The 20,231-nt window shown below is 42.0% G+C and carries 16 protein-coding genes; 10 read left to right on the forward strand and 6 right to left on the reverse strand.

Annotated elements, in window-relative coordinates; genetic code table 11:
- Positions 1-115: 115 nt before the first annotated feature.
- From KO534_RS14875 to KO534_RS14890, 4 genes are all read right to left on the reverse strand, one after another.
- Positions 116-1,345, reverse strand: coding sequence for an alpha/beta fold hydrolase (locus tag KO534_RS14875; protein ID WP_215930447.1), 1,230 nt, complete (start codon positions 1,343-1,345; stop codon positions 116-118).
- A 73-nt stretch (positions 1,346-1,418) separates the two neighbouring features.
- Positions 1,419-3,899, reverse strand: a complete 2,481-nt coding sequence (locus tag KO534_RS14880) for a TonB-dependent receptor (protein WP_215930448.1) — start codon at positions 3,897-3,899, stop codon at positions 1,419-1,421.
- Between the two features lie 123 nt (positions 3,900-4,022).
- Positions 4,023-4,796 carry an SDR family NAD(P)-dependent oxidoreductase gene (locus tag KO534_RS14885; protein ID WP_215930449.1) on the reverse strand — a complete coding sequence of 258 codons (774 nt, stop codon included), beginning with the start codon at positions 4,794-4,796 and terminating at the stop codon, positions 4,023-4,025.
- A gap of 103 nt (positions 4,797-4,899) precedes the next feature.
- Entirely contained in the window at positions 4,900-6,066 is a 1,167-nt protein-coding gene (locus KO534_RS14890) for an amidohydrolase family protein (protein WP_215930450.1), read from the reverse strand.
- 296 nt (positions 6,067-6,362) lie between these two features.
- Between KO534_RS14890 and KO534_RS14895 the strand changes: the two genes are divergently transcribed.
- From KO534_RS14895 to KO534_RS14915, 5 genes are all read left to right on the forward strand, one after another.
- A complete protein-coding gene (locus KO534_RS14895; RefSeq protein ID WP_215930451.1) occupies positions 6,363-7,853 on the forward strand; it encodes an MFS transporter in 1,491 nt (496 codons plus the stop codon).
- Between the two features lie 92 nt (positions 7,854-7,945).
- Positions 7,946-9,022: an SMP-30/gluconolactonase/LRE family protein gene (locus tag KO534_RS14900; protein ID WP_215930452.1), complete on the forward strand. Its 1,077-nt coding sequence runs from the start codon at positions 7,946-7,948 to the stop codon at positions 9,020-9,022.
- Between the two features lie 169 nt (positions 9,023-9,191).
- Positions 9,192-9,824, forward strand: coding sequence for a TetR/AcrR family transcriptional regulator (locus KO534_RS14905; RefSeq protein WP_215930453.1), 633 nt, complete (start codon positions 9,192-9,194; stop codon positions 9,822-9,824).
- A gap of 42 nt (positions 9,825-9,866) precedes the next feature.
- On the forward strand, positions 9,867-10,904 hold the full coding sequence (locus KO534_RS14910) for a 2-dehydropantoate 2-reductase (RefSeq protein ID WP_215930454.1): 1,038 nt from the start codon (positions 9,867-9,869) through the stop codon (positions 10,902-10,904).
- Between the two features lie 221 nt (positions 10,905-11,125).
- The gene (locus tag KO534_RS14915) at positions 11,126-11,296 is read left to right on the forward strand and encodes a hypothetical protein (RefSeq protein WP_215930455.1); all 171 of its coding nucleotides are present in this window, start codon (positions 11,126-11,128) and stop codon (positions 11,294-11,296) included.
- A 58-nt stretch (positions 11,297-11,354) separates the two neighbouring features.
- Here KO534_RS14915 and KO534_RS14920 read toward each other — a convergent pair whose 3' ends face one another.
- Complete coding sequence (locus KO534_RS14920; RefSeq protein WP_436836591.1) at positions 11,355-12,197, reverse strand: hypothetical protein; 843 nt, start codon at positions 12,195-12,197, stop codon at positions 11,355-11,357.
- A 402-nt stretch (positions 12,198-12,599) separates the two neighbouring features.
- On the opposite strand from KO534_RS14920, the gene manD reads away from it, so the two are divergent.
- The 5 genes from manD (at position 12,600) to KO534_RS14945 (ending at position 19,048) form a co-directional block, all read left to right on the forward strand.
- On the forward strand, positions 12,600-13,817 hold the full coding sequence (manD, locus tag KO534_RS14925) for a D-mannonate dehydratase ManD (RefSeq protein WP_215930457.1): 1,218 nt from the start codon (positions 12,600-12,602) through the stop codon (positions 13,815-13,817).
- Between the two features lie 41 nt (positions 13,818-13,858).
- Positions 13,859-15,007 (forward strand): Gfo/Idh/MocA family protein, encoded by a 1,149-nt coding sequence (locus tag KO534_RS14930; RefSeq protein WP_215930458.1) that lies wholly within the window; start codon positions 13,859-13,861, stop codon positions 15,005-15,007.
- Between the two features lie 2 nt (positions 15,008-15,009).
- Positions 15,010-16,779, forward strand: coding sequence for a sodium:solute symporter family transporter (locus tag KO534_RS14935; protein WP_215930459.1), 1,770 nt, complete (start codon positions 15,010-15,012; stop codon positions 16,777-16,779).
- 206 nt (positions 16,780-16,985) lie between these two features.
- Positions 16,986-17,675, forward strand: coding sequence for a response regulator transcription factor (locus KO534_RS14940; protein WP_215930460.1), 690 nt, complete (start codon positions 16,986-16,988; stop codon positions 17,673-17,675).
- A complete protein-coding gene (locus tag KO534_RS14945) occupies positions 17,672-19,048 on the forward strand; it encodes a sensor histidine kinase (RefSeq protein WP_215930461.1) in 1,377 nt (458 codons plus the stop codon). The genes KO534_RS14940 and KO534_RS14945 overlap by 4 nt, the downstream gene beginning before the upstream one ends.
- 30 nt (positions 19,049-19,078) lie before the next feature.
- Here the strand turns inward: KO534_RS14945 and KO534_RS14950 are convergent, their stop codons facing one another.
- Entirely contained in the window at positions 19,079-20,227 is a 1,149-nt protein-coding gene (locus KO534_RS14950) for a PepSY-associated TM helix domain-containing protein (protein WP_215930462.1), read from the reverse strand.
- Between the last annotated feature and the right edge of the window lie 4 nt (positions 20,228-20,231).

Genomic DNA, 20,231 nt, shown 5'->3' on the forward strand with positions numbered 1-20,231 from the left:
TGTCGCGGTTGAAATTTAGTGCTATTAACCTAACGGCGTTTCAATTCGCCTAAGTTAATCGATGTTGACTAAGCACAATATGCTAAATCAACATCAACACTATTTCTCATAACCCTTAGGTAAAATGCAAACGGCGATATTTACCACCAAAATACAGTAGTGGATCCCGTCTAGATTCATACTTAGCGCGCACCACCTCACCTATAACAATCACGTGGTCTCCCTGTTCAATCTCCGAGTGTTTGATACATTCAAAGCTCGCAAGTGAGTGTTTAATAATAGGCACATCGTGCTCCCAGGTTTCCCAATCCGTATTGTTAAATCGGTCCACCCCCTTAGATGCAAAAAGGTTAGACACAGGCTGCTGCCCCATATGCAGAATATTCACAGCGAAAACCTTCGCTTTTAAAAATGCCTGCAAACTTCCGACGTTTTTTCCTAGACAAATCAGTACTAGGGGCGGATCTAAAGAAACGGATGTAAAAGAGTTGGCAGTTAACCCTACCGGCATTCCCGATGGGTCCTTGGTTGTGACAACAGTGATCCCAGTAGCAAAACATCCCATGGCATCCCTAAGGGTTCGCGGATCAGATCCAGTTACATATTCAGGGGCTTTGTGTGGCAGTCGGCGTTCTAAAAACTCTAACAATGTCGCATTAAATTCATCAGCTTTATCAAATGCTACGTAGTGCCCTGCACCATGAATTTCGCTGACTTCCGCATCACGAATCATGTCACTGAATTCTTTAGCACTATCCTTAGAACTAATTTCGCTATCGGCACCTCGCACAATCAAAGTGGGAATACTAATAGTCGCAGCCGCAGATCTAAGCCGTTTCTCAAAACTTTTTAGGTCAAAAACCAGCTGCATAACATTAGGGTCGACGTCTTTGTTGTTGCGAAACTCACTTGAATTTAAGTTGATAGCGTCGGTCAGGTATTGGATGTTGTGGGGTTGAATGGGCCCCGGTGGGTTAGTCAAGACTAAACCTGTTGCCAGCTGATTGTCGGCTTCACCAATAGCGGTAATTGCTGCCCACCCTCCTAAGTTGGATCCCACAATTGTGGGTCTGGAGGAAAACTGCGACAAAACAGCCACTAAGTCATTAATAAAAGTATCAATACCGTAATTGCCATCCGCCGCTTTATCACTATCACCGTGACCCCGTAAGTCTATAGTGACCACATAACGACCGGCATTCGCGAGCTCTTTAGCGGCTTGTTTCCACACCTGACGTGTTTGCATGGCGCCAGGCAAAAGTAACACTCCAGGGTGCTCTTTATCACCATAGGTGTCACCTCGCAGTGTTACTCCACCAAAGCCTTCAAATTCTATTTTTGACATATATTTCCGGTAAGGCCTGCACATAGAGCTATGCAGGCCTTAACATTCTCCTGTAATAAATCTTATAAAATAGTTATTCCGCCCAGGCATAGCTGAAAGAAATACCAAACGTTCTTGGTTGACTGGGATAGCCGCTAAAAGTCCCACCTTGAATTAAGGCCGGATAAGCCCCCACAAAATATTCGTCATTGGTAAGGTTTCTGGCCCAAACCTGAATAGTTAATCCGTTCTCCATTTCTAAGCCAAGGCTGGCGTTGAAGGTGCTGACCTCCCTTTCGATACTTTCTGGTACGTTGTTGGCAATACGAGTTGGACTTTCCCATAGATAACCAACACGCATATATCCCAAGATATCGCTCATAGGTTCAAAATAGTAAGTGGCAGAAACATTGACACTTTGTTCATGCACGCCCGCTGGCTTACTACCAGATAAATCCTCTGGTCCATCTACACCCAGCCCTCCCACAAACGAATCAAACTTTGGATCTAAAAAAGTACCCGCAAAAGATAAAGTGAGGTCGTCAGTTGCAAAATAACTCCCTTCCACTTCAAGACCTGTTGTAGATTGTTTCCCTGCGTTCGCTAATACAAAGCCCGTTCCAACAAAGATACTAGATTGAAAGCCTTCAATGGTTTGATCAAATAAGGCGATGTTTAACGAGCCCTCTTTAAAACCACCCTTTATTCCTAATTCATATACCTTTGATTGTTCCGGTCCTGCGTATCGGGTGCCGTAATTTTGATTAACTTGAGTTAATCCAGCCGCTTCCAGTGCCGCCTGATCAGTTGCAAAAGGTCTGGAATCTCGAGATAAGTTCCAAGACGTAGCTTTAAAGCCGGTCGCTGCAGAACCATAAATATTCCAACTATCATTCAATTTGTAGGCTAAGCGTGCAGTCCAAGTGGTATCTGAATCAGAAGAACGACCTGATTCAACAGAATTAGGAAAGTCCAAAAATGGCGGCACAAATTGAAATGCTTGTATTAGTGGTACAGTGCCTGGCAGCACAGTATTGATAATGCCTCCATTGACCGTTGCAGCGTCAAAACTAGACATCACATCATCGTTAAGTAATTGGGTTATTTGCAGATCTTTTTCGTCATCAGTGTAATTTAACCCTACTGTGGCAGTTAGATTCTCGGAAATGTGATAGTCAAAGGTAGCAAATAATGAGTAGGCTTGGTTGTCTTGAATGTAATCCGTGGTGATATAGGTATTAGGGCCGAAAAAACTGCCTGGTGCATTACCTGTTAAGGCCTCAACTGTACCTAACAATCCCCCCGGAATAACCACTCCAGCAGCGCCTAAAACCGCGGCAATTTGTGTATCAAAATAAGGCCGTAGAAACTCACCAAAAATTAGGTCGCCAGTTCGAGTGACTTCCTCGTCAAAATAAAAAGCACCTAACATCCATTCAAATTTATCTGAATTGTCGGAGGTTAAACGTATTTCTTGAGTAAAGGTTTCAGTACCGAAGATCCCTGATCCTAGTATAATGTCCAAACTCGTATGATCATCGTCCGAAGAGGTTTCCAAATCGGATACGCGATAAGCGCTGATAGATGTGAGAGAAAACCCGTCAAATTCCTTGTCAACTTGCAACGACAAGCCGCCATCTTCTATCTTTGTTAGTGAATCTTGATTTAACGCTGATTCATAGGAAAACGGGGTCTGATCATCTAGAGTCTGCCCACCTAAGGCTTGAATGATCAAAGACGTTGGTCCATTAACAATATTGGTTGTAGTACAACAAATCTCGTCAATTTCGTTGTAATCCGCAATGAAACGAAAACGTAAATCGTCGGAAGGTTCGTAAATAGCCTGAGCCCTTACATTCCATCTATCTTTGTCATTAACTGCACTAAGGCCACTCAAGCTGTCGGTATAACCATCGCGCTTATTTACCCCACCTGACACGGCCACAGCAACGGTATCTGAAAGGCCAGCGGAGTAGTAACCGTTAATCAAACGTTGATTGTAATTGCCAACAGCAAGCTCTACTTTTGCTTCAGGGTCGAAAGAAGGTTTACCGGTAATAATACTAATAACACCGGCTGAGGCATTTTTGCCAAATAAAGTACTTTGGGGTCCGCGTAACACTTCTACCCGTTCTAGTTTAGGTAAATCACTGATTTGAGAGCCTGCTCTTGAGCGGTAAACTCCGTCAATGAACACGCCAACTGAAGGTTCGATACCTACATTATTGGAACCGTTGCCAAAGCCCCGAATTGAGAAGTTAGTATTGGCTGCGAAGTTAAGCTGACTGACTCGCAATGACGGCACCACCGCTTGCAAATCTTTGATGTCCAGCACTTTACTTTGCTCGATAGTTTGCTGGTTGGTCACTGTTACTGCTATAGGTGTATCTTTTAAACTTTGTAGACGTTTATTAGCAGTCACCAAAATGGTTTCAATATCTTCTTTATCCTCATCAACAGAACCAGTGTTAGTGCTTACTGTTTCTTGAGCCAAGGCTAACTGAGCGCTACATGCGACCAAAGCCACAATCACAGAACGCGATATAGTATTCAAACGATGTATGGGTGTTTTCATGGTATGTCCTCTTATTATTAACATGCTAGTCCGAAATAGGGTTACTCCAGCCACAGCATGTTCACCACCTGAGTACATGCCAACATGTTGGTTTTAATTTTTAGTACACAATTCTCATCTTTCTCAATTACAAGATTCGCCGCCATCGATAACAAGGGCATGACCTGTGATAAATTCACATTCATCACTACTAAGCCAAACAATTGCTTTTGCTATTTCTTGCGGTTTACCGAATCTATTCATGGGAATTTTGCGCAGTAAATTTGCAGTGTTTTGTGGCGCGGCGTCTGTCACTGTCCTGACCATTTGAGTGTCTGTCATGCCAGGGCAGACCGCGTTAACTCGTATATTTTTTGCCGCATATTCCTTGGCCGCAGATTTGGTAAGCCCAATAACACCGTGTTTGCTGGCGCTATAAGCGGATACCGAAGCAGATGCTTTCAAACCTGCAACCGAAGAAACGTTAATGATGTTGCCTTTGTTTTGTTGCTGCATAACTTGAAGCTGATATTTCATGCATAGAAACACACCGTTGAGATTGGTATCAAAACACTGTTTTGCCCAGGTCTCTTCACAATCAGCGGTACTACAAAGTGGTTGCGCTACCCCAGCATTATTGACGGCACAATCAAGACGTCCCTCTGAAGACTGGATACTGCTAATCAAGGCTTGAACTTGCTCCGAATCAGTCACATCAACCTCCATAAATCTGCATTGAACATCAAATTGCGAGCTAAGTTGTTGGGCAAGTGCATTGCCCTTTTCGCTATTTGTGTCGCACAGAACCAGTGTGGCACCTTGTTTCGCGGCCTCTATGGCAACATGCATACCGATGCCATCCGCAGCACCGGTTACAAGTACAACCTGACCTTCAAGTTTTCTATCATGAGTTCTCACGGCAAACTTCATCTCCGATATTAATCAATTAAAATCCAATGGTGCTGCCACCTAATGGGCACGCATTGTTGTAGCTACACATCAATGCGCGGCCAAAACGTGGCTAGATGCCATATAATTTTTTAACGTTGTCGTGAGTAATTTTCTGACGTAGTTCAGGTGAATAATTTTCAAACATTTCATCTAGCACTTTCGCAGAACATGGGAATGTTGAATCGGCATGGGGATAGTCCGACCCCCAAAGTAGGTTGTCTTCACCAATAATGTTGCGTGTACTCAACGCTGGTTGGTCGTCTTCAATGGTGGCGTAAAACTGGCGACGCCAAGTGTCAAACACCACATCTTCATATTCAATGCTCAGTGGATTCACTCCGTACTCGCGCTGCCAAGCTTGGTCAACACGGTCAAGAAAATGCGCTATCCAGCCAGCGTTAAATTCGGCCAGAACAAATTTAAGGTTAGGGAAACGCTTACACACACCGCGCACCATCAGGTCGATCAGGGTTTCGTGAATCAGTGATGCGGAATTGCCATATATAGCGAGTTTGTCGCGCTGCGACGCCTGAATAACCCAAGGTGGAGTTTCAGAAAAGCACGCTACATGCATTGAAATTGGAGTGCCAGATTCTTCAGCAAGCGCCCAAATTGGATCGTAAATTTTATCGTAGTAATGGGTACCAGACGGCGCATTCGAAGGAATGATCACACCTTTATAACCCAATTTAAGCACCCGTTTAAACTCTTCAACTGCGGCGGCAGGGTTTTGTATCGGTAACGCAGCAAGTCCGTATAACCTGCCGTTTGAGTTGTTACAATAATCCTTCAACCAGTCGTTATAATTGCGTTCCAAAGCGACCAATAAGTCTAAGTTAGGTGTTTTGAACATGGAAAAGAATCCAGGATATAAAAACTCTGCCACCACTCCATCAGCATCTTGGCATTCTCCTCGCTTTGAACCGTCTTTTAGACCGTCGCGAATGACGTCATAGCCACCTTTGATGTAATTGATGATTTCAGGATCAGTCAACTTTCCTGCTTTGGGTTTGTGACCTCTGCGGCGCTCAAGGGGTTCTTTTCTATCCAGTCGCGCACCGGCAATTGACATAAATGCGATATTTGAGCCGGCGTCGCCTATACTGGGAATCATTATTGAGTCACCGCCTCCAGGGATAGAAACGTAGCGCGGCGCTTCGTCTCCAAACTTTTCCACCAGCCCCGCAAAAACTTCTGGGGCCTCAACAACATGAGAATCGGCAGATATTGCTTTCATAAATTTGTACTCCATTTCAGTTCAAAAAATTCGTTAAAAACTTGTTAAAACTTTTGCAAACAATGTTTTTTTAATGTTAAGGTGAACACGTTCATTTTTAATATGAGTACAAACAATTTGATTGTCAATTAATTTTATTGAAAATTTATTTGAAGGCCCTTGAGTCATTAATTTAAGTTAATGGCAAGGTCCAATGATGTTGCCAACATGGCTATTAAAGCTAATTAATTCAATTAGTTAAATAGCCAACCTAGGTACAAAAACAGCACTCAACTGCGATAACGTGGAAAGCTAAAATGATGAAAAAACAAGTCAGCAACAGCACCAAAGCCTTCTTTGGTCTAGGATCACTGGCCGCCGGGATCAAAGAAAATGCCTTCGGGGTTTTTCTGATATTTTTTTACACTCAGGTAGTAGGGCTTTCCGGTTCATTGGCGGGAGCGGCAGTTTTGTGCGCGTTGATTTTTGATGCAATCAGCGACCCACTTGTTGGCCATTGGTCAGACAATTTCAGCTCAAAATGGGGTAGACGTCACCCATTCATGTACGCCTCAGTTATTCCTGTCGCCCTATGTTTTTACTGCCTATTTAGTCCACCAACTGACATGTCTCAGGGTTTAACCTTTTTGTGGATGGTGGTATTTGCAGTTGGGATCCGTTTGTCAATTACCTTTTACGTTATTCCTTCGTCTTCCATGATGCCCGAGATGACTACTGACTATAACGAACGTACACAACTTACTTCGATAAGAGTGATTTTTTCGTGGGTTGGAGCGATTCTGATTTCTTATCTGGCTTATAGCTGGCTATTTATTCCCTCTGCAGAGTTTGAAGATGGCAGGTTTGATATCAACGCCTACAAAATTTATGGCTTGGTAGGCGCTATTGCGATTTTACTAAGCATACTGATAAGTACTTTGGGCACTCACCGCTTGATCCCACAACTACAAAAAGGTTCTCAAAAGGGTTTCTCATTCAAACACTTTTTCCAAGATTTTGCTGTGATGTTGAAAAATAAAACCTTTGTCATTTTGTTCGTATCCGTGTTGGTAGCCTCTATTTCTTCTGGAGTGCTCGATGTATTTACCTTATATATCAACACCTATTTTTGGGGCTTTTCCAGTCAAGATTTATCAAAGCTACTCATTGGAAGCGCACTTGGGGCGATTATTGCCTTTGTAGGAATAAAATTTTTAGGACGCAAATTTGATAAAAAGCACATGTTCATGGCCTTTGTGGTAATGGCGATTGTTTTTGGTCCTATACCTGTTGCTTTTAGGCTGCTTGGATTGGTGCCAGAAAATGGTACGCCATTTATTCTGTTTTTAATTATGGGCTCGTCTTTGTTCACGGTTTTGTCGGGTGTAGGCGCAATAGTACTAGCTGGCTCTATGCTGGCCGATACCATTGACTTGCAGTATTTAGAAACAGGACAGCGTCAAGAAGGTTTGCACTATTCAGCGTTTGCCTTTTCGGCTAAAGCGACGACTGGCTTAGGTGGGTTTATAGGTGGCGTTACTTTAGACCTCATCAGTTTTCCAAAAGAAGTGTCTATTGAAGCAATCTCGCCACAAGCCCTAACATCACTAGGAATTGCCAATGTTTTGTTGGTTTCAATTTCTCTTGGAGCCACATTGTTTCTCATTTCTAAATATTCTTTGACCAAAGAGAAACACGCCCAAATAGTCAAAGAATTGCAACAATTAAAGCAGCAACCGCAGACCTCACAACTTGGCAAATCGCCTAAAGGCCTTGATCAAAACACCGATATTGTTGCGCCAACTTGAAGCGGAAAACGAACAGCGATTTAGGAGCGGCGATTATTGCTGCTCTAGAGTGAAGTGAAAATAACAAACAACAATAAAAAGGAATAACAACAATGCGCATATTGAAAATACTAGGGTTATTGGTTGTTCTTTTCATAGTCTACCAAGGATATCGTATATGTCGCGACGCTGGGGTATGGCTTGAAATTGAACCCGTCGCTTATGGCCAGTGTCACAAGGTTGTTGGTCCTAAAGGCTCTGAAGACATTACTATAGATAAAATCCATAAAGTGGCGTTTATTTCAGCTGGAAATGGACAAGAAGTATTTGATGATTACCGGGCCGGAGGAGACGGTTCCAATGCCTCAGACGGTGATATCTGGTTATTAGATATGACAACTGCTGACTCCACTGCGCAACAATTAAATGTGGACATTGAAGGTGGCTTTCACCCCCACGGTATCGATTTGTTGCATCTTAAAAACGGAGGGCGTGAACTATACGTTATCAACCATCCTAACTTAGATTCTCATGAAATCCTTATTTTTACCGTTTCAGATGACCATCAACTCAAGTTACGTAAACGTGTGCGCTACCCCGAGTTAATTTCGCCAAACGATATCAAGGCTATCAGTATTGACCAATTCCTAGTAACTAACGATCATGGCAGTCCGCGCTCTTCTGTAATGCATAATGCTGAAGACTATTTAGGGCTAAGTAGAGCATCGGTTTCTTATTTTGATGGTAACAAAGGTGAGTTGGTTATTACCGGGATCAGAAGCGCCAATGGTATCGCCATGTCCCAAGACCAACACACCTTATACGTTGCCGAAGCAACAGCAAGGCGCATTTCAAGATTTACAAGAGATAACACCGCTGCAAAGTGGGAATTTCAAGATAGGATTTTCGTAGACAGCGCAGTAGATAACTTAGAATGGGATGAACAAGGTAGATTACTTACAGGTGCGCATCCTAAACTCTTTGATTTTGTTGCTCACATTAAAGACCCTAGTAACTTGTCGCCTTCACATGTGTTACGTATTAACGTAGACGCGACTCCAATGAGTTTTGAAACTATTTATATGAATGCTGGTAAGGAATTATCAGGCTCCAGTGTAGGGGCCATGTTAAATGATGAATTACTGATAGGCGCAGTGCTAGGAACACATTTTCTGCGCTGTCGAACATAGCTTGCAACAGTAATATTTTGATTTAATTAGCAATATCTAGAAGATTTGGTTTTAATGAAGCAGCAGATACATGGTTGGTATGTTACTTGTACCTAGAATGAAAAATTGCAATTGACCAAACCATGGGGTGTTTAATACAACTCAGTTAACCTAAACCGGAATAAAAACAATGTCGAGACGAGCGCTCACCACAGAAGAAAAACAACAAGTTCGAGAGACGATTAAGCAAGCGGCATCAAAGTTAGCTGAAGACATGAGCTTAACCTTTGAAGACACCCAAAGTAAGAAGGACTTTTCTGTACGTAAAATAGCAAAAGAAGCCGGTATCTCTATAGGTACTTTTTACAAATACTTTGACAGTGTATCTGAATTGGCCAAGTCAATGTGGTCTGAACCGGTTGAAGAATTAAACGCCAAAATGAAAAGGGATTTTGACAACTGCGACGATCCAGCCCTTAAAGTTCGATTATTACTTGAACACTATGTGCGATTTTCCAACGATTACAGACGTGTATTTAGAGGCGCGTTTTTGTTTGTAAGACCCGAAAAGTTTGCTACGCCAACGCGGAGTAAAGTGCAAGATGAACCTTTTTTTATACTCCTATGCCAAGCCTTAGAAGACGGACAACAAAGTGGTGATTTTCGTGATTTCGATATCTCCGACATGGCAAAAACCCTCTGGGCTGGCATCCATGGAGCGCTCGCATTGCCTGTAAACATGGATACCTTAATATTTGATACGCCTGAAGGATTAGCTTCTCATATGCTTGATTCGCTTATTTTTTTAGTTAAAAAGCACTAATCAGCTTTTTGTTAATTTTTATTTTTTAGTTGAGTAGTAAATATGTCAATTGTCTTACAAAGTGGTACGCCCAAAATAGTCGTGTTGGGCGCGGGCAGCATTGGTTGTTATTTAGGTGGCAGATTCATTAATGGTGGAGCAAATGTCACATTTATTGGTCGAGAAAAAATACAGTCAGAAGTTAAGCTGCATGGATTAAGACTTACTGACCTAGATGGTCTCGACTCGCATATAGAGGCGAGTGATGTCGCTTATGTGACAGACCAAGAATGTTTACGGGACGCAGATTATGTATTGGTAGCGGTTAAAAGTGGCGATACAACGGCTACAGCTAAGCAGATTAAAGCACTTATCAAAGACACGGCTGTTGTAATCAGTTTTCAAAATGGCATACGGAATTTTGATGAGCTGTCAGACATTCTCAATCAAAATAGAGTGATCCGAGGCATGGTGCCCTTTAACGTTATTAATAAGGGTTCAGGACATTTTCATCGCGGCACTGAAGGCAATTTGGCAATTGAAGCGAAACAAGGTGAATTTTCAGACTTACTTGCCGTTGCCGAAAAATCTAACATGGCGATCACTACTTATGAAGATTTGCTGCCTATCCAGTGGGGAAAATTGCTAATGAACCTTAACAATGCCATTAATGCCCTTTCGGGCTTGCCGTTAGTCGAGCAATTAGGCAATCGAAACTACAGAAAGGTTTTAGCAAAAAGCATCAAAGAAACACTTAAGGTATTGTCTTTAAATAATATAGTCGTGCAACCGGCGAATAATATTCCTCCTAAATTATTACCGGTGATCCTTAACTTACCGAATTGGCTTTATAAAAAGGTGGCGGCAGCGAGTTTGAAAATTGACCCTTTGGCGCGCTCTTCAATGTATGAGGATTTTGTTCGTAATAGAAAAACTGAAATTGACTTTCTTAACGGTGAAATACTCCACCTAGCCAATAAAAAATCCATCAAAGTACCGGTCAATAGCGCCATTGTTGAACTGGTCAAAAAAGCAGAAAAACAGCACCAGGGCTCGCCTGAAATTTCTGCTGTAAGTCTTTTAGATTCTATTAGCAAATAAGTAACTACAGACCGATGACAGCCTTGTTCAGCAAGTAAAAGTAAAGTTTTTAATTACCGAAGAGCAGCAGATATTAGAAAGTACCACTGTCGATGATAGCGAGCTCGGACATTTTCCTACCTTTGTAATAAGTGAATTGTTTCACCGAACATTATTTGAATATGCGGGTTTATTAGGTGCTTGGCATATGCTCTTAAGCTGAAATGGAACGAGTGTGGCATTTGGAAAAGAGAATTGGCATTCGAATAAGTTGTGATGCAATTTCTGAACATCATAGCGTTGTCGACGCCATAGTAAACCGAGAGCCAATAGCAGTTGAAGAAGCCATGGCTTATCATATTGCGGAAGTGGTTGTTGAAATAGAGATTGTTAAAGAGCATCTATGCAACTAACTACCCCAGTAACAATGTTCATTTGTCGCTGGGATTAGGCTGTAATCGATATTAATTATTACCTTAGAATTGTCTTGATCGAATTTTCAATTTCCGCGTATTCTGATGATTCAACAAAACCAATTGAAAATGTTTGCTGTGTATCTAGATATTTTGTGGTGGCAGTTCTCGTTTCATTTATGTTCCCTCGGCCAAAACCAAAAACCGTCATATCTGGCCTTCTAAGGTAATCATCAGGATGAGAATCATCTTCATGATGCAGCATATACAGCATACGTGGGCTTTTTACATCGCCGAAAGCTATCCACTCAGGAGACGGAAAGTCTCCAATAAACGGCTCATCAATAAGGTGGGTTTGAGAGTCTGCCGACGAATACCAAAAATCATCGTCATTCATTTCACCACCAGGTACGCCTTCATATAACACCCAATACTTAAATCCGGCACTAATTTGCGTCATAGTGAAATCACAACGTTCAGGATAAAAATCCCACTGGCCTTGCCATGCACCATTACCTGAAGTAAATACAATACGAATGTGATCGTCCGATTCTTTCGCAACCACAGAAGTCGATAAGGCAGTACCCGCATTTAGCGCATGAAAATAACTGCCATCTTGTTTATGAATAGCATTGGGAAAACCTCGATATTCTCCCTTATGAGCCGATCCTTTTTCATTGTGAAAGCCCAACCAATCCACACCATCTTTATCTATCATGCTAGACAATCCACCACCTAACTTTTCAAGGTAGTAAGTAGCCTGACTTGTGGAAATGATGTATGTAGACACTCCACCAGCAGAATCATCGACCCCATGAGTGAGCTGTACTTCTTGTTTTTGCTGTTGAGATCCGACGCCACATCCTTGAATAAAAAAGATAAACCCCATCAACCAAACCATTGTTTTCAATCTTGATACCATGCCTGTCTATTCTCCAATTAAAACGATTTCTACGTGAATAATGCTTGTAGCGACTTTCGTATCCTGCCAAAAACCATCTATGACTTATCTCTTTTGTCGAACAAAATACAAACAGTCCTAAAACAAATTAGATTTCATTCTTACTTTGAAAAATCACTCGATAGGGTCGTTGCCAATAACACTAATACTAAGTAATAAAACGTTTTACTAAACCGGTTTAGCCAATTATGCTAACATTAAATTTTACTATGTCAATCTGTTTACCATTTTGTAAAAACAGCAAAGAAAGTTTGAAGTCTGAAAGTAAATATCAATTTTACTGTTGCTATATCGTGCAGCATTTATGTCACGTTATATAAATAAATGAGCGAGGGGATTTAGGTGGTTATTGATAAAATTGAGGTATTCGTAAGTTGCCCAGGAAGGAACTTTGTCACCGTAAAAGTGACGACATCCGATGGCACTTATGGATTGGGAGATGCAACTGTAAACGGTCGTGAAATGGCAGTTGTGAGCTATTTGGAAGAACATGTAGTGCCATGTCTGATAGGACGTGATGCTCATGCCATAGAAGATATTTGGCAATATTTATACAAAGGTGTTTACTGGCGTAAAGGGCCTATAAATATGGCAGCGGTTGCCTCTATTGATATGGCACTGTGGGATATTAAAGGCAAAGTCGCTGGGCTGCCGGTATATCAGCTTTTAGGTGGAAAAAGTCGCAACGCAGTGACTTTGTATGCACACGCCAACGGTAAGTCCATTGAGCAAACATTAGACAATGCCGCTCAACACGTAAACAACGGCTTCAAAGCAATACGACTACAATCAGCGGTTCCTGGTTTAAAGGTTACTTACGGTGTGCTAGGCGACAAGAAAGATTACTACGAACAGCAAGGAAATAGACCATTACCACCAGAGGAAGACTGGTCCACACCTAAGTATTTCGCCATGATTGAGGAATTATTTATCGCAGCGCGAAAACGATTGGGCAACGATATTCATCTATTACATGATGTGCATAGCAGACTGACTCCAATTGAGTCAGCTAAACTCGGAAAACTACTTGAACCCTATAATCTTATGTTCTTGGAAGACGCCTCAATGGCCGAAAATCAAGAAAATTATAAGCTAATTAGACATCACACCACCACCCCACTTGCTATAGGTGAAACCTATAACACCATCTGGGATTGCAAAGATTTAATACAAAATCAGCTAATTGACTTTATCCGCGTGGCCGCTACACATGCCGGCGGTATCACGGCATTAAGACGTATTACAGATTTCGCTAGTATCTATAACGTTAAGTTAGCGCCCCACGGTGCACCGGATTTATCACCCGTCTGCATGGCAGCCCATATGCACTTAAACATTTGGGCACCCAACTTTGGTATCCAAGAATTTGTTGGGTTTGGTAACGATGAATTAAAGCAATTATTTAAGCACGACTACAAGGTTGTTGATGGCATGGCCCATGTTAGCGAGGCACCAGGTCTAGGCATTGAATTCGACGAAGAGGCAGCAAAAGCGTTTCCGTATAAGCGTTCATATTTGCCAGTCTGCCGCCTCGAAGACGGCACTGTTTGGAATTGGTAACAAATAAATTATTAGATAATCGTTTGATTACAGGTGAAACAATGAGTAACAAGTTAAAAGTATTAATTTCAGGAAGTGGATTTGCAGGGCAAGGTCATGCAGACGCGTTTCGGGCAGCCGGTGCCGAGGTAGTAGGGATAGTAGGAAGAACACCCAAAGTAGTCAACGACGTTGCCCAAAAAATGCATATCCCCTACACAGGCACAGATTGGCTACAAGCATTAAAAGACTGTAAGCCAGACATAGTATCTATTGCAACACCTGGAGGCGCGCACTTTGATCCAATAAAACAAGCTATCGAGTTTGGCTGTCACGTATTCAGCGATAAACCATTAACAGATACTGGAGAGTCAGCTTTAGAATTATACGAACTGGCTAAACAGAAAAATGTTAAAACCGCGTTTGCGTCTAGTTTCCGCTATATGCCCCGTGTTCAACAAGCGAAACAGCTAGTTGCAGCCGGCGCAATTGGCGAACCGGTTGAAGTGGAATGTATCTCTCATTTCAATTTAGAACGAGATATTCCCTTTGGTTGGTCACATCGTAAAGAAGACGGAGGGGGGCGTCTCAACAACAACTTCACACACATGATGTCGATTGTAACCAGCGTAATAGGCGAAAAAATCCTATCGATAATCGGTGATGTGCGCGATGACCTAGGCAAGGCACCTATTGTTGAAGGTGTGCACAACTTCAAAACAAGAAGAGACTTTATCCCCAAAGATCTAAATGATCCTTCTCTAAAATGGGGAGAAAGTAATGTTGAATGGTCTTATACCGTTCTAGCGCAATTAGAAAGCCCCATAGCCACTAAACCTGTTTCTGTGCTTTTTAAACACGGCGGATTGACACCCAAATTTCAAGAAAACCACCTAGTATTTTACGGCACAAAAGGCGCCATTTTTATTGAAGGTCACTATGCCATGGGGCCGCTTTATGTTCACGATAAAGACAACCAATGGACAGCATTGCCTCTACCCAAAGATATCTCAGACAATCAACCTGATATTGAAGGTGATACTGAACGAAATTGGCATTATCTGGCGAGAGAATTTGTGAAAGATATTAGCGGTGAAACAGTTGAACCCTACCAGTCTTTTAAAGAAGGAAGTGTGTATCAACAACTCATAGACATCATTAGAAAAAATGACAACTGGACAGATGTACGCCATTTGCAATCAGGGAGCTGAGCATGTTTTATGATTACGTTGTTATTGCCCTGTACTTCTTATTAATTCTCGCAATTGGTGCGGTGTTTTCTCGCATGGCCGAAAAATCCACCAGCGACTATTTTCGAGGCGGCGGTAGAATGTTGTGGTGGATGGTAGGATCCACAGCTTTTATGGCACAATTTTCGGCTGTTACATTCACCGGGGCAGCAGGTAAAGCCTATGCCGATGGTTTTGCCATTAGTCTAGTGTATCTAGGTAATTCCTTTGCTTTCTTTTGTGGTTGGGCTTTCTTTTCACATCGCTTTAGACAAATGCGAGTAGACACTCCAACCGAAGGTATTAGAAGGCGGTTCGGTCATTCAAATGAACTATTTCTGTCTTGGGCGTTAATTGCCTTTAGCTTTCTAAATGCGGGGGTTTGGCTCAACGCACTCGGTGTATTTACCAGTGCTGTGTTTGGGGTCGATATCAACATCACAATTGTCGCTATAGGTTTAACGGTACTATTTGTATCAGTACTTTCTGGAGCCTGGGGTGTTGTCGCATCGGACTTTGTGCAAACCTTAGTGGTAGCAGTAGTGTCTGTTGCTTGTGCTGTCGTTGCGTTAGTCAAAATAGGCGGACCCGTTAATTTAGTCAGTGATTTTCCAGGAGGCTTTCTAGTCGGGCCAAACATGAACTATCCATTAATTCTGGTAGGTACTTTTCTAATATTTTTACCAAAACAGATCATCACTATGATGAACCTACATGATTCATTTCGTTTCCTCACTGCCAAAGATTCCATTAATGCCAGAAAAGCCGCGTTATTGGCGATGACATTGATGGGACTAGGCACCATTATTTGGTTTATTCCTCCTTGGGCTGCGGCTACCTTATACCCTGATTTCACTGCCAATTATGCAGAGCTAGGAGCAAAAGCTGGCGACGCGGTATATTTGGAATTTGCTAAAAATGCGATGCCTGTTGGAACCGTTGGTTTGTTGATGGCAGCGCTATTTGCTGCCTCTATGTCTTCAATGGATTCTGCGCTGAACAAGAATGCCGGCATCTTTGTACGCAGTATTTATCAACCTTATTTGGCTAAAAGAAACAAAACCATTGAAGACCATAAGTTACTGCGTGTTAGCCAACTAATTAGTTTAATAAGTGGTATTGGTGTTATCGCCGCTGGGTTGTGGTTCTCGTCACTGAAAGAACTGAGTTTATTTGAACTTATGATGTCTGTTTCCAGCATGATACAAGTACCCATGATGATCCCACTTTTGTTTGGTATTTTTGTGAGAAGAACACCAGGTTGGGCACCTTGGGCGACTATGGCTGTTGGCTTGTTTGTATCCTGGTTTGTAATGAATGTGTTCACTGCAAGTGATTTTGGAGCATTGTTTGGGATCGAGTCTCTGACTAAACGTGAAAGCATCGATATGAATATCATTTTACTAATCGGCTGCCACTTGATATTTACCGCTGGTTTCTTCTGTGCAACCTCATTGTTTTACAACGAAGCTAAAGACAAAAACAAAGCTGAAAGGGAACGTTTTTTCAAGGATTTAGAAACCCCCTATATTGCGGATGATCAACAAAGTGAAGTTGACAGTCAACAACGCCAAAAGCTGGGTATGATGGTGAAAATAATGGGCTCTGGTGTGATACTTATGTGCTTGATCCCTAACCCATTATGGGGACGTGTGACATTTATTCTTTGTGGTTTAGCTATTTTAACTATAGGTATTTTATTGCAAAGAAGTTCTCAGCCAAAACTGCAGGAAATTAAGTCTGTTTCAAACTAACCCTTAACCTATTTAATCAGATTCGAATAATTAGACCATTACGCAACACTCTCGAATACGTTAAGGAAATCAGTAGTTAGGGAGACAAAGCAAAAAACTAGGGATAATGTAGATCAGTCCGTTGCTTGAATGTGTAGTCAATTAACTTGCAAATAAGAATGATTATCAATAACATTGATAGTCATTCTTATCTCACCACTTAGCTTATGTCTCACGCTCGTATTTTAATTATTGAAGATGATACTGTCCTAAGTGATCAAGTCGCTCAACTTCTTCAAAAAAATGGTTTTAAGACACAGCAGTGTCTTGATGGACAAAAGGGACTGCTCACCGCTATACAACAACGCTTTGACCTTATTTTGTTAGATTTACTGTTACCATCAATAAATGGTTTTTCGGTTCTGAATCAATTAAGGAAAGTTAAAAATACTCCTGTAATGATGATTACAGCTAGCGGCGCAGAGCGGGAACGTATCGAAGGATACCGTAAAGGCGCTGATGATTATTTACCTAAGCCCTTTAACTTCACTGAAATGATGTTACGTGTCGAAGCACTGTTGCGGCGTACTCAGCATCACGCAAAGCCACATACCCCCGCAAATCAACTTACAGTCGATAAACTGCAACTCAATCGCAGAAATCAGCAAGTCTTTTTCAATAAAAACGAAGTAGAGCTCACCCCTATTCAATTTAGGTTGTTATGGATAATGCTCGAAAATCAGCAAGATATTTTGAGCAAAGCTTTTTTATATCAAAGTGTATTGGATAGGCCTTTTAGCCGATATGACCGCAGTTTAGATATGCATATGAGCCGGGTACGCAAAAAGTTGGTGGATTCAGGAATGCCACCAGAACGCTTAGCAACTATCCATGGTAAGGGTTACCGGTTTATATGAAAAACAAACTATTTTTGCGCCTGTGTGTATTTATAGCGTGCGGCACGGTTTTACTATTTTGGGCCTTGAGTTGGTTAACGGATCACACCGAAACTAGCATGAGTTTTATCTCTAAAGAACATCAACAACAGCTACTTGGTTATGGTGAACAGGCAGAACAAATATTACATCAGCATGGTGAAGCCGCACTAGCAACTTGGTTACAACAACTTCAGCGCAAGGAGAATACATGGGCTGCAGTGGTCACTTCACAACTCACTCCTTTTGCTGGCACAACGCTTCCCAATGACTATCTTGAAAAATTCCTTTTAGGAAGAAGTGTTGAATGGAAAATTCACCTATATTTTGAAACCAACCCTACCATGGAAATCCCCTTTTCTGACCGGTCTACCCATTTAATCATTCAGTTACCACAACGCATGCGCCCAGGAGCATTGCTTATTTATGCAAAGGTTCTGCTACAAATCGCCTTACCCTTTGTGTTGTTATGTATCTTAAGCTTTGTCATTTATCAGCATGTGATGACCCCATTACGTAGACTCGAAAATGCCACTAAATCATTTAGCGAAGGTAAACTTGATGTAAGGGTTACCCCCTCTTTACAGGATCGAAATGACGAATTAACACGCCTAGCGATTACCTTTGATCGGATGGCAGAACGCATCAGTCAGCTTATCTATAATCAAAGACAAATGCTTGCTGATTTGTCTCATGAACTTCGAACTCCCTTAACCCGTATTGACATGGCGGTAGACTTTGTTGAGCAACAAATCAACCCCAAACAAGCGTTACAACGACTGCGTTATGAAGCCACCACAATGCGCAACCTAGTTGAAGATACCTTGACATTAGCCTGGCTCACTACCGAATCTCCAAATCTGAAAAGTGAGCATTTTGATTTGGTCGAATTAATCCAAGTCATTTGCGAAGACGCGCGTTTTGAATATCCTGAACGTACCCTCAAAGCTCAGCTTCCAGAACAAGAAGTAATGGTCGACAGCAGTCAACAGGCTCTTGGGCAAGCAATAGAAAATATTGTTCGAAATGCTCTGCGGTTCACACCTATTGATGGACAAGTAGAAGTATCACTCAACTGCGATGATAAGGTCTACCGCCTGCTGATTTGTGACCAAGGGCCTGGTGTGCCAGAAGGTATGCTTATTGATATATTCAAACCGTTCTTTCGTGTTGATAAGGCAAGAACCGCTAGTAAAAACCATACCAGTAACCCAATCAATAGCGGTTTTGGCCTAGGCTTAGCTCTAGCACATAGGCAAATCGCTGCTGTAGGTGGCACGATCATAGCGAACAACTATTACACTGAAACGGGCCACGTATCAGGGTTACAAGTAGTCATTGAACTTCCGCTGTAATTGAACCCTGGCGTTAGACAAAGCGGAAAATCACCCGTTATTTTCCGCTCTTTGCTGCAAAGGCAGAAAAACCAAGCGCCGCCACGCAAGCACAACACCGGTATACACTAAGATACAAGCTAACAATGAAGCTAAACCTGCAATGGTTTGCCCAACGAATCCAAAGTATTCACCTGTATGTAAGAACCGAGCAGTTCCCCATGCTTGTCCTCCTTTGGACCAGTCAGATTTGCGCAACACTTTAGTCTGCTTACCAGTGTGAGTATCAAAAAATAACGAGTAAGCTAATTCTTGTCTACGCCCGATACTTTTGTCGATATAAAAACGCGCTTCATTCTTATGCTCTCCAATTTCTAACCACATCGAATACCAATCTTCATAGCCATTGTTGTTAGCCTGCAACTTAGCCTGTTTGAATAAGGTTTCGTAGGGGATAATATCAGCGTTTAGATTTAGCACTTCTTCATGTTTTTCTGGCTTGGGTACACTTTCGCCAAATGCGCCATACAAGGCAACATTAGCCCAAGAAAAATGAAAAATGGTCGCAGTGATAGCAATCACAAATAACACCGGCAAACACCAAACCCCAAACACTAAGTGCCATTGTCTATTGCGATGATGAACATTGATATAGCGACTTGGAAAGGTTAAGTATTGTTTGAATGCTTTTAAGCTAAAACGCCTAGGTAACCATAAATATAAACCACTGACTAACAAGAAGATAAAAACAAGATTGGCGTAGGCTGTAATGTTTTTTCCTATGGAGCGGTTGCCACCTTCTAGCAGCAAGTAGCGATGAAAATCCGTTACAACATGAAAAAATTCAGCTGCCATACCCTCCCCTTCCCGCAGCACCTCACCGGTGTAAGGGTGTAATAAATAACTATATCTGCCGGCCCAAGCAGGCACAGCCGCTCCCTCACGATTAACCCAGCGCACATAGATATGATGCTCATCAGGTTTTAGCTGCTGGAGGATGTCAACAACTCGATCAGTAGTAATACGCTGCGATGACGGCTTAGGCTGCACCGAATAGCGCATTTCACTGAGTTCTTTTATTTGCCTTTCATAAGTGAGTAACACCCCGCTAAAAGACATAAAAAATACAAATACACCCGCGATTAGGCCGATAACAAGGTGGGCCCAAAAGACCCACTTTTTAAACAATTGAACACTCATAGAT

The sequence above is a fragment of the Paraglaciecola arctica genome (assembly GCF_018861065.1).
GTDB classification, from domain to species: Bacteria; Pseudomonadota; Gammaproteobacteria; order Enterobacterales; family Alteromonadaceae; genus Paraglaciecola; species Paraglaciecola arctica_B.

Bases quoted from the DNA above. Each gene is read 5' to 3' on its own strand.
- KO534_RS14880 (WP_215930448.1), bottom strand. From the start codon at position 3,899: ATGAAAACACCCATACATCGTTTGAATACTATATCGCGTTCTGTGATT.
- KO534_RS14945 (WP_215930461.1), top strand. From the start codon at position 17,672: ATGAAAAACAAACTATTTTTGCGCCTGTGTGTATTTATAGCGTGCGGC.
- KO534_RS14895 (WP_215930451.1), top strand. From the start codon at position 6,363: ATGATGAAAAAACAAGTCAGCAACAGCACCAAAGCCTTCTTTGGTCTA.
- KO534_RS14905 (WP_215930453.1), top strand. From the start codon at position 9,192: ATGTCGAGACGAGCGCTCACCACAGAAGAAAAACAACAAGTTCGAGAG.
- KO534_RS14910 (WP_215930454.1), top strand. From the start codon at position 9,867: ATGTCAATTGTCTTACAAAGTGGTACGCCCAAAATAGTCGTGTTGGGC.
- KO534_RS14950 (WP_215930462.1), bottom strand. From the start codon at position 20,227: ATGAGTGTTCAATTGTTTAAAAAGTGGGTCTTTTGGGCCCACCTTGTT.
- KO534_RS14920 (WP_436836591.1), bottom strand. From the start codon at position 12,197: ATGGTTTGGTTGATGGGGTTTATCTTTTTTATTCAAGGATGTGGCGTC.
- KO534_RS14930 (WP_215930458.1), top strand. From the start codon at position 13,859: ATGAGTAACAAGTTAAAAGTATTAATTTCAGGAAGTGGATTTGCAGGG.
- KO534_RS14935 (WP_215930459.1), top strand. From the start codon at position 15,010: ATGTTTTATGATTACGTTGTTATTGCCCTGTACTTCTTATTAATTCTC.
- KO534_RS14900 (WP_215930452.1), top strand. From the start codon at position 7,946: ATGCGCATATTGAAAATACTAGGGTTATTGGTTGTTCTTTTCATAGTC.
- KO534_RS14890 (WP_215930450.1), bottom strand. From the start codon at position 6,066: ATGAAAGCAATATCTGCCGATTCTCATGTTGTTGAGGCCCCAGAAGTT.
- KO534_RS14875 (WP_215930447.1), bottom strand. From the start codon at position 1,345: ATGTCAAAAATAGAATTTGAAGGCTTTGGTGGAGTAACACTGCGAGGT.
- KO534_RS14940 (WP_215930460.1), top strand. From the start codon at position 16,986: ATGTCTCACGCTCGTATTTTAATTATTGAAGATGATACTGTCCTAAGT.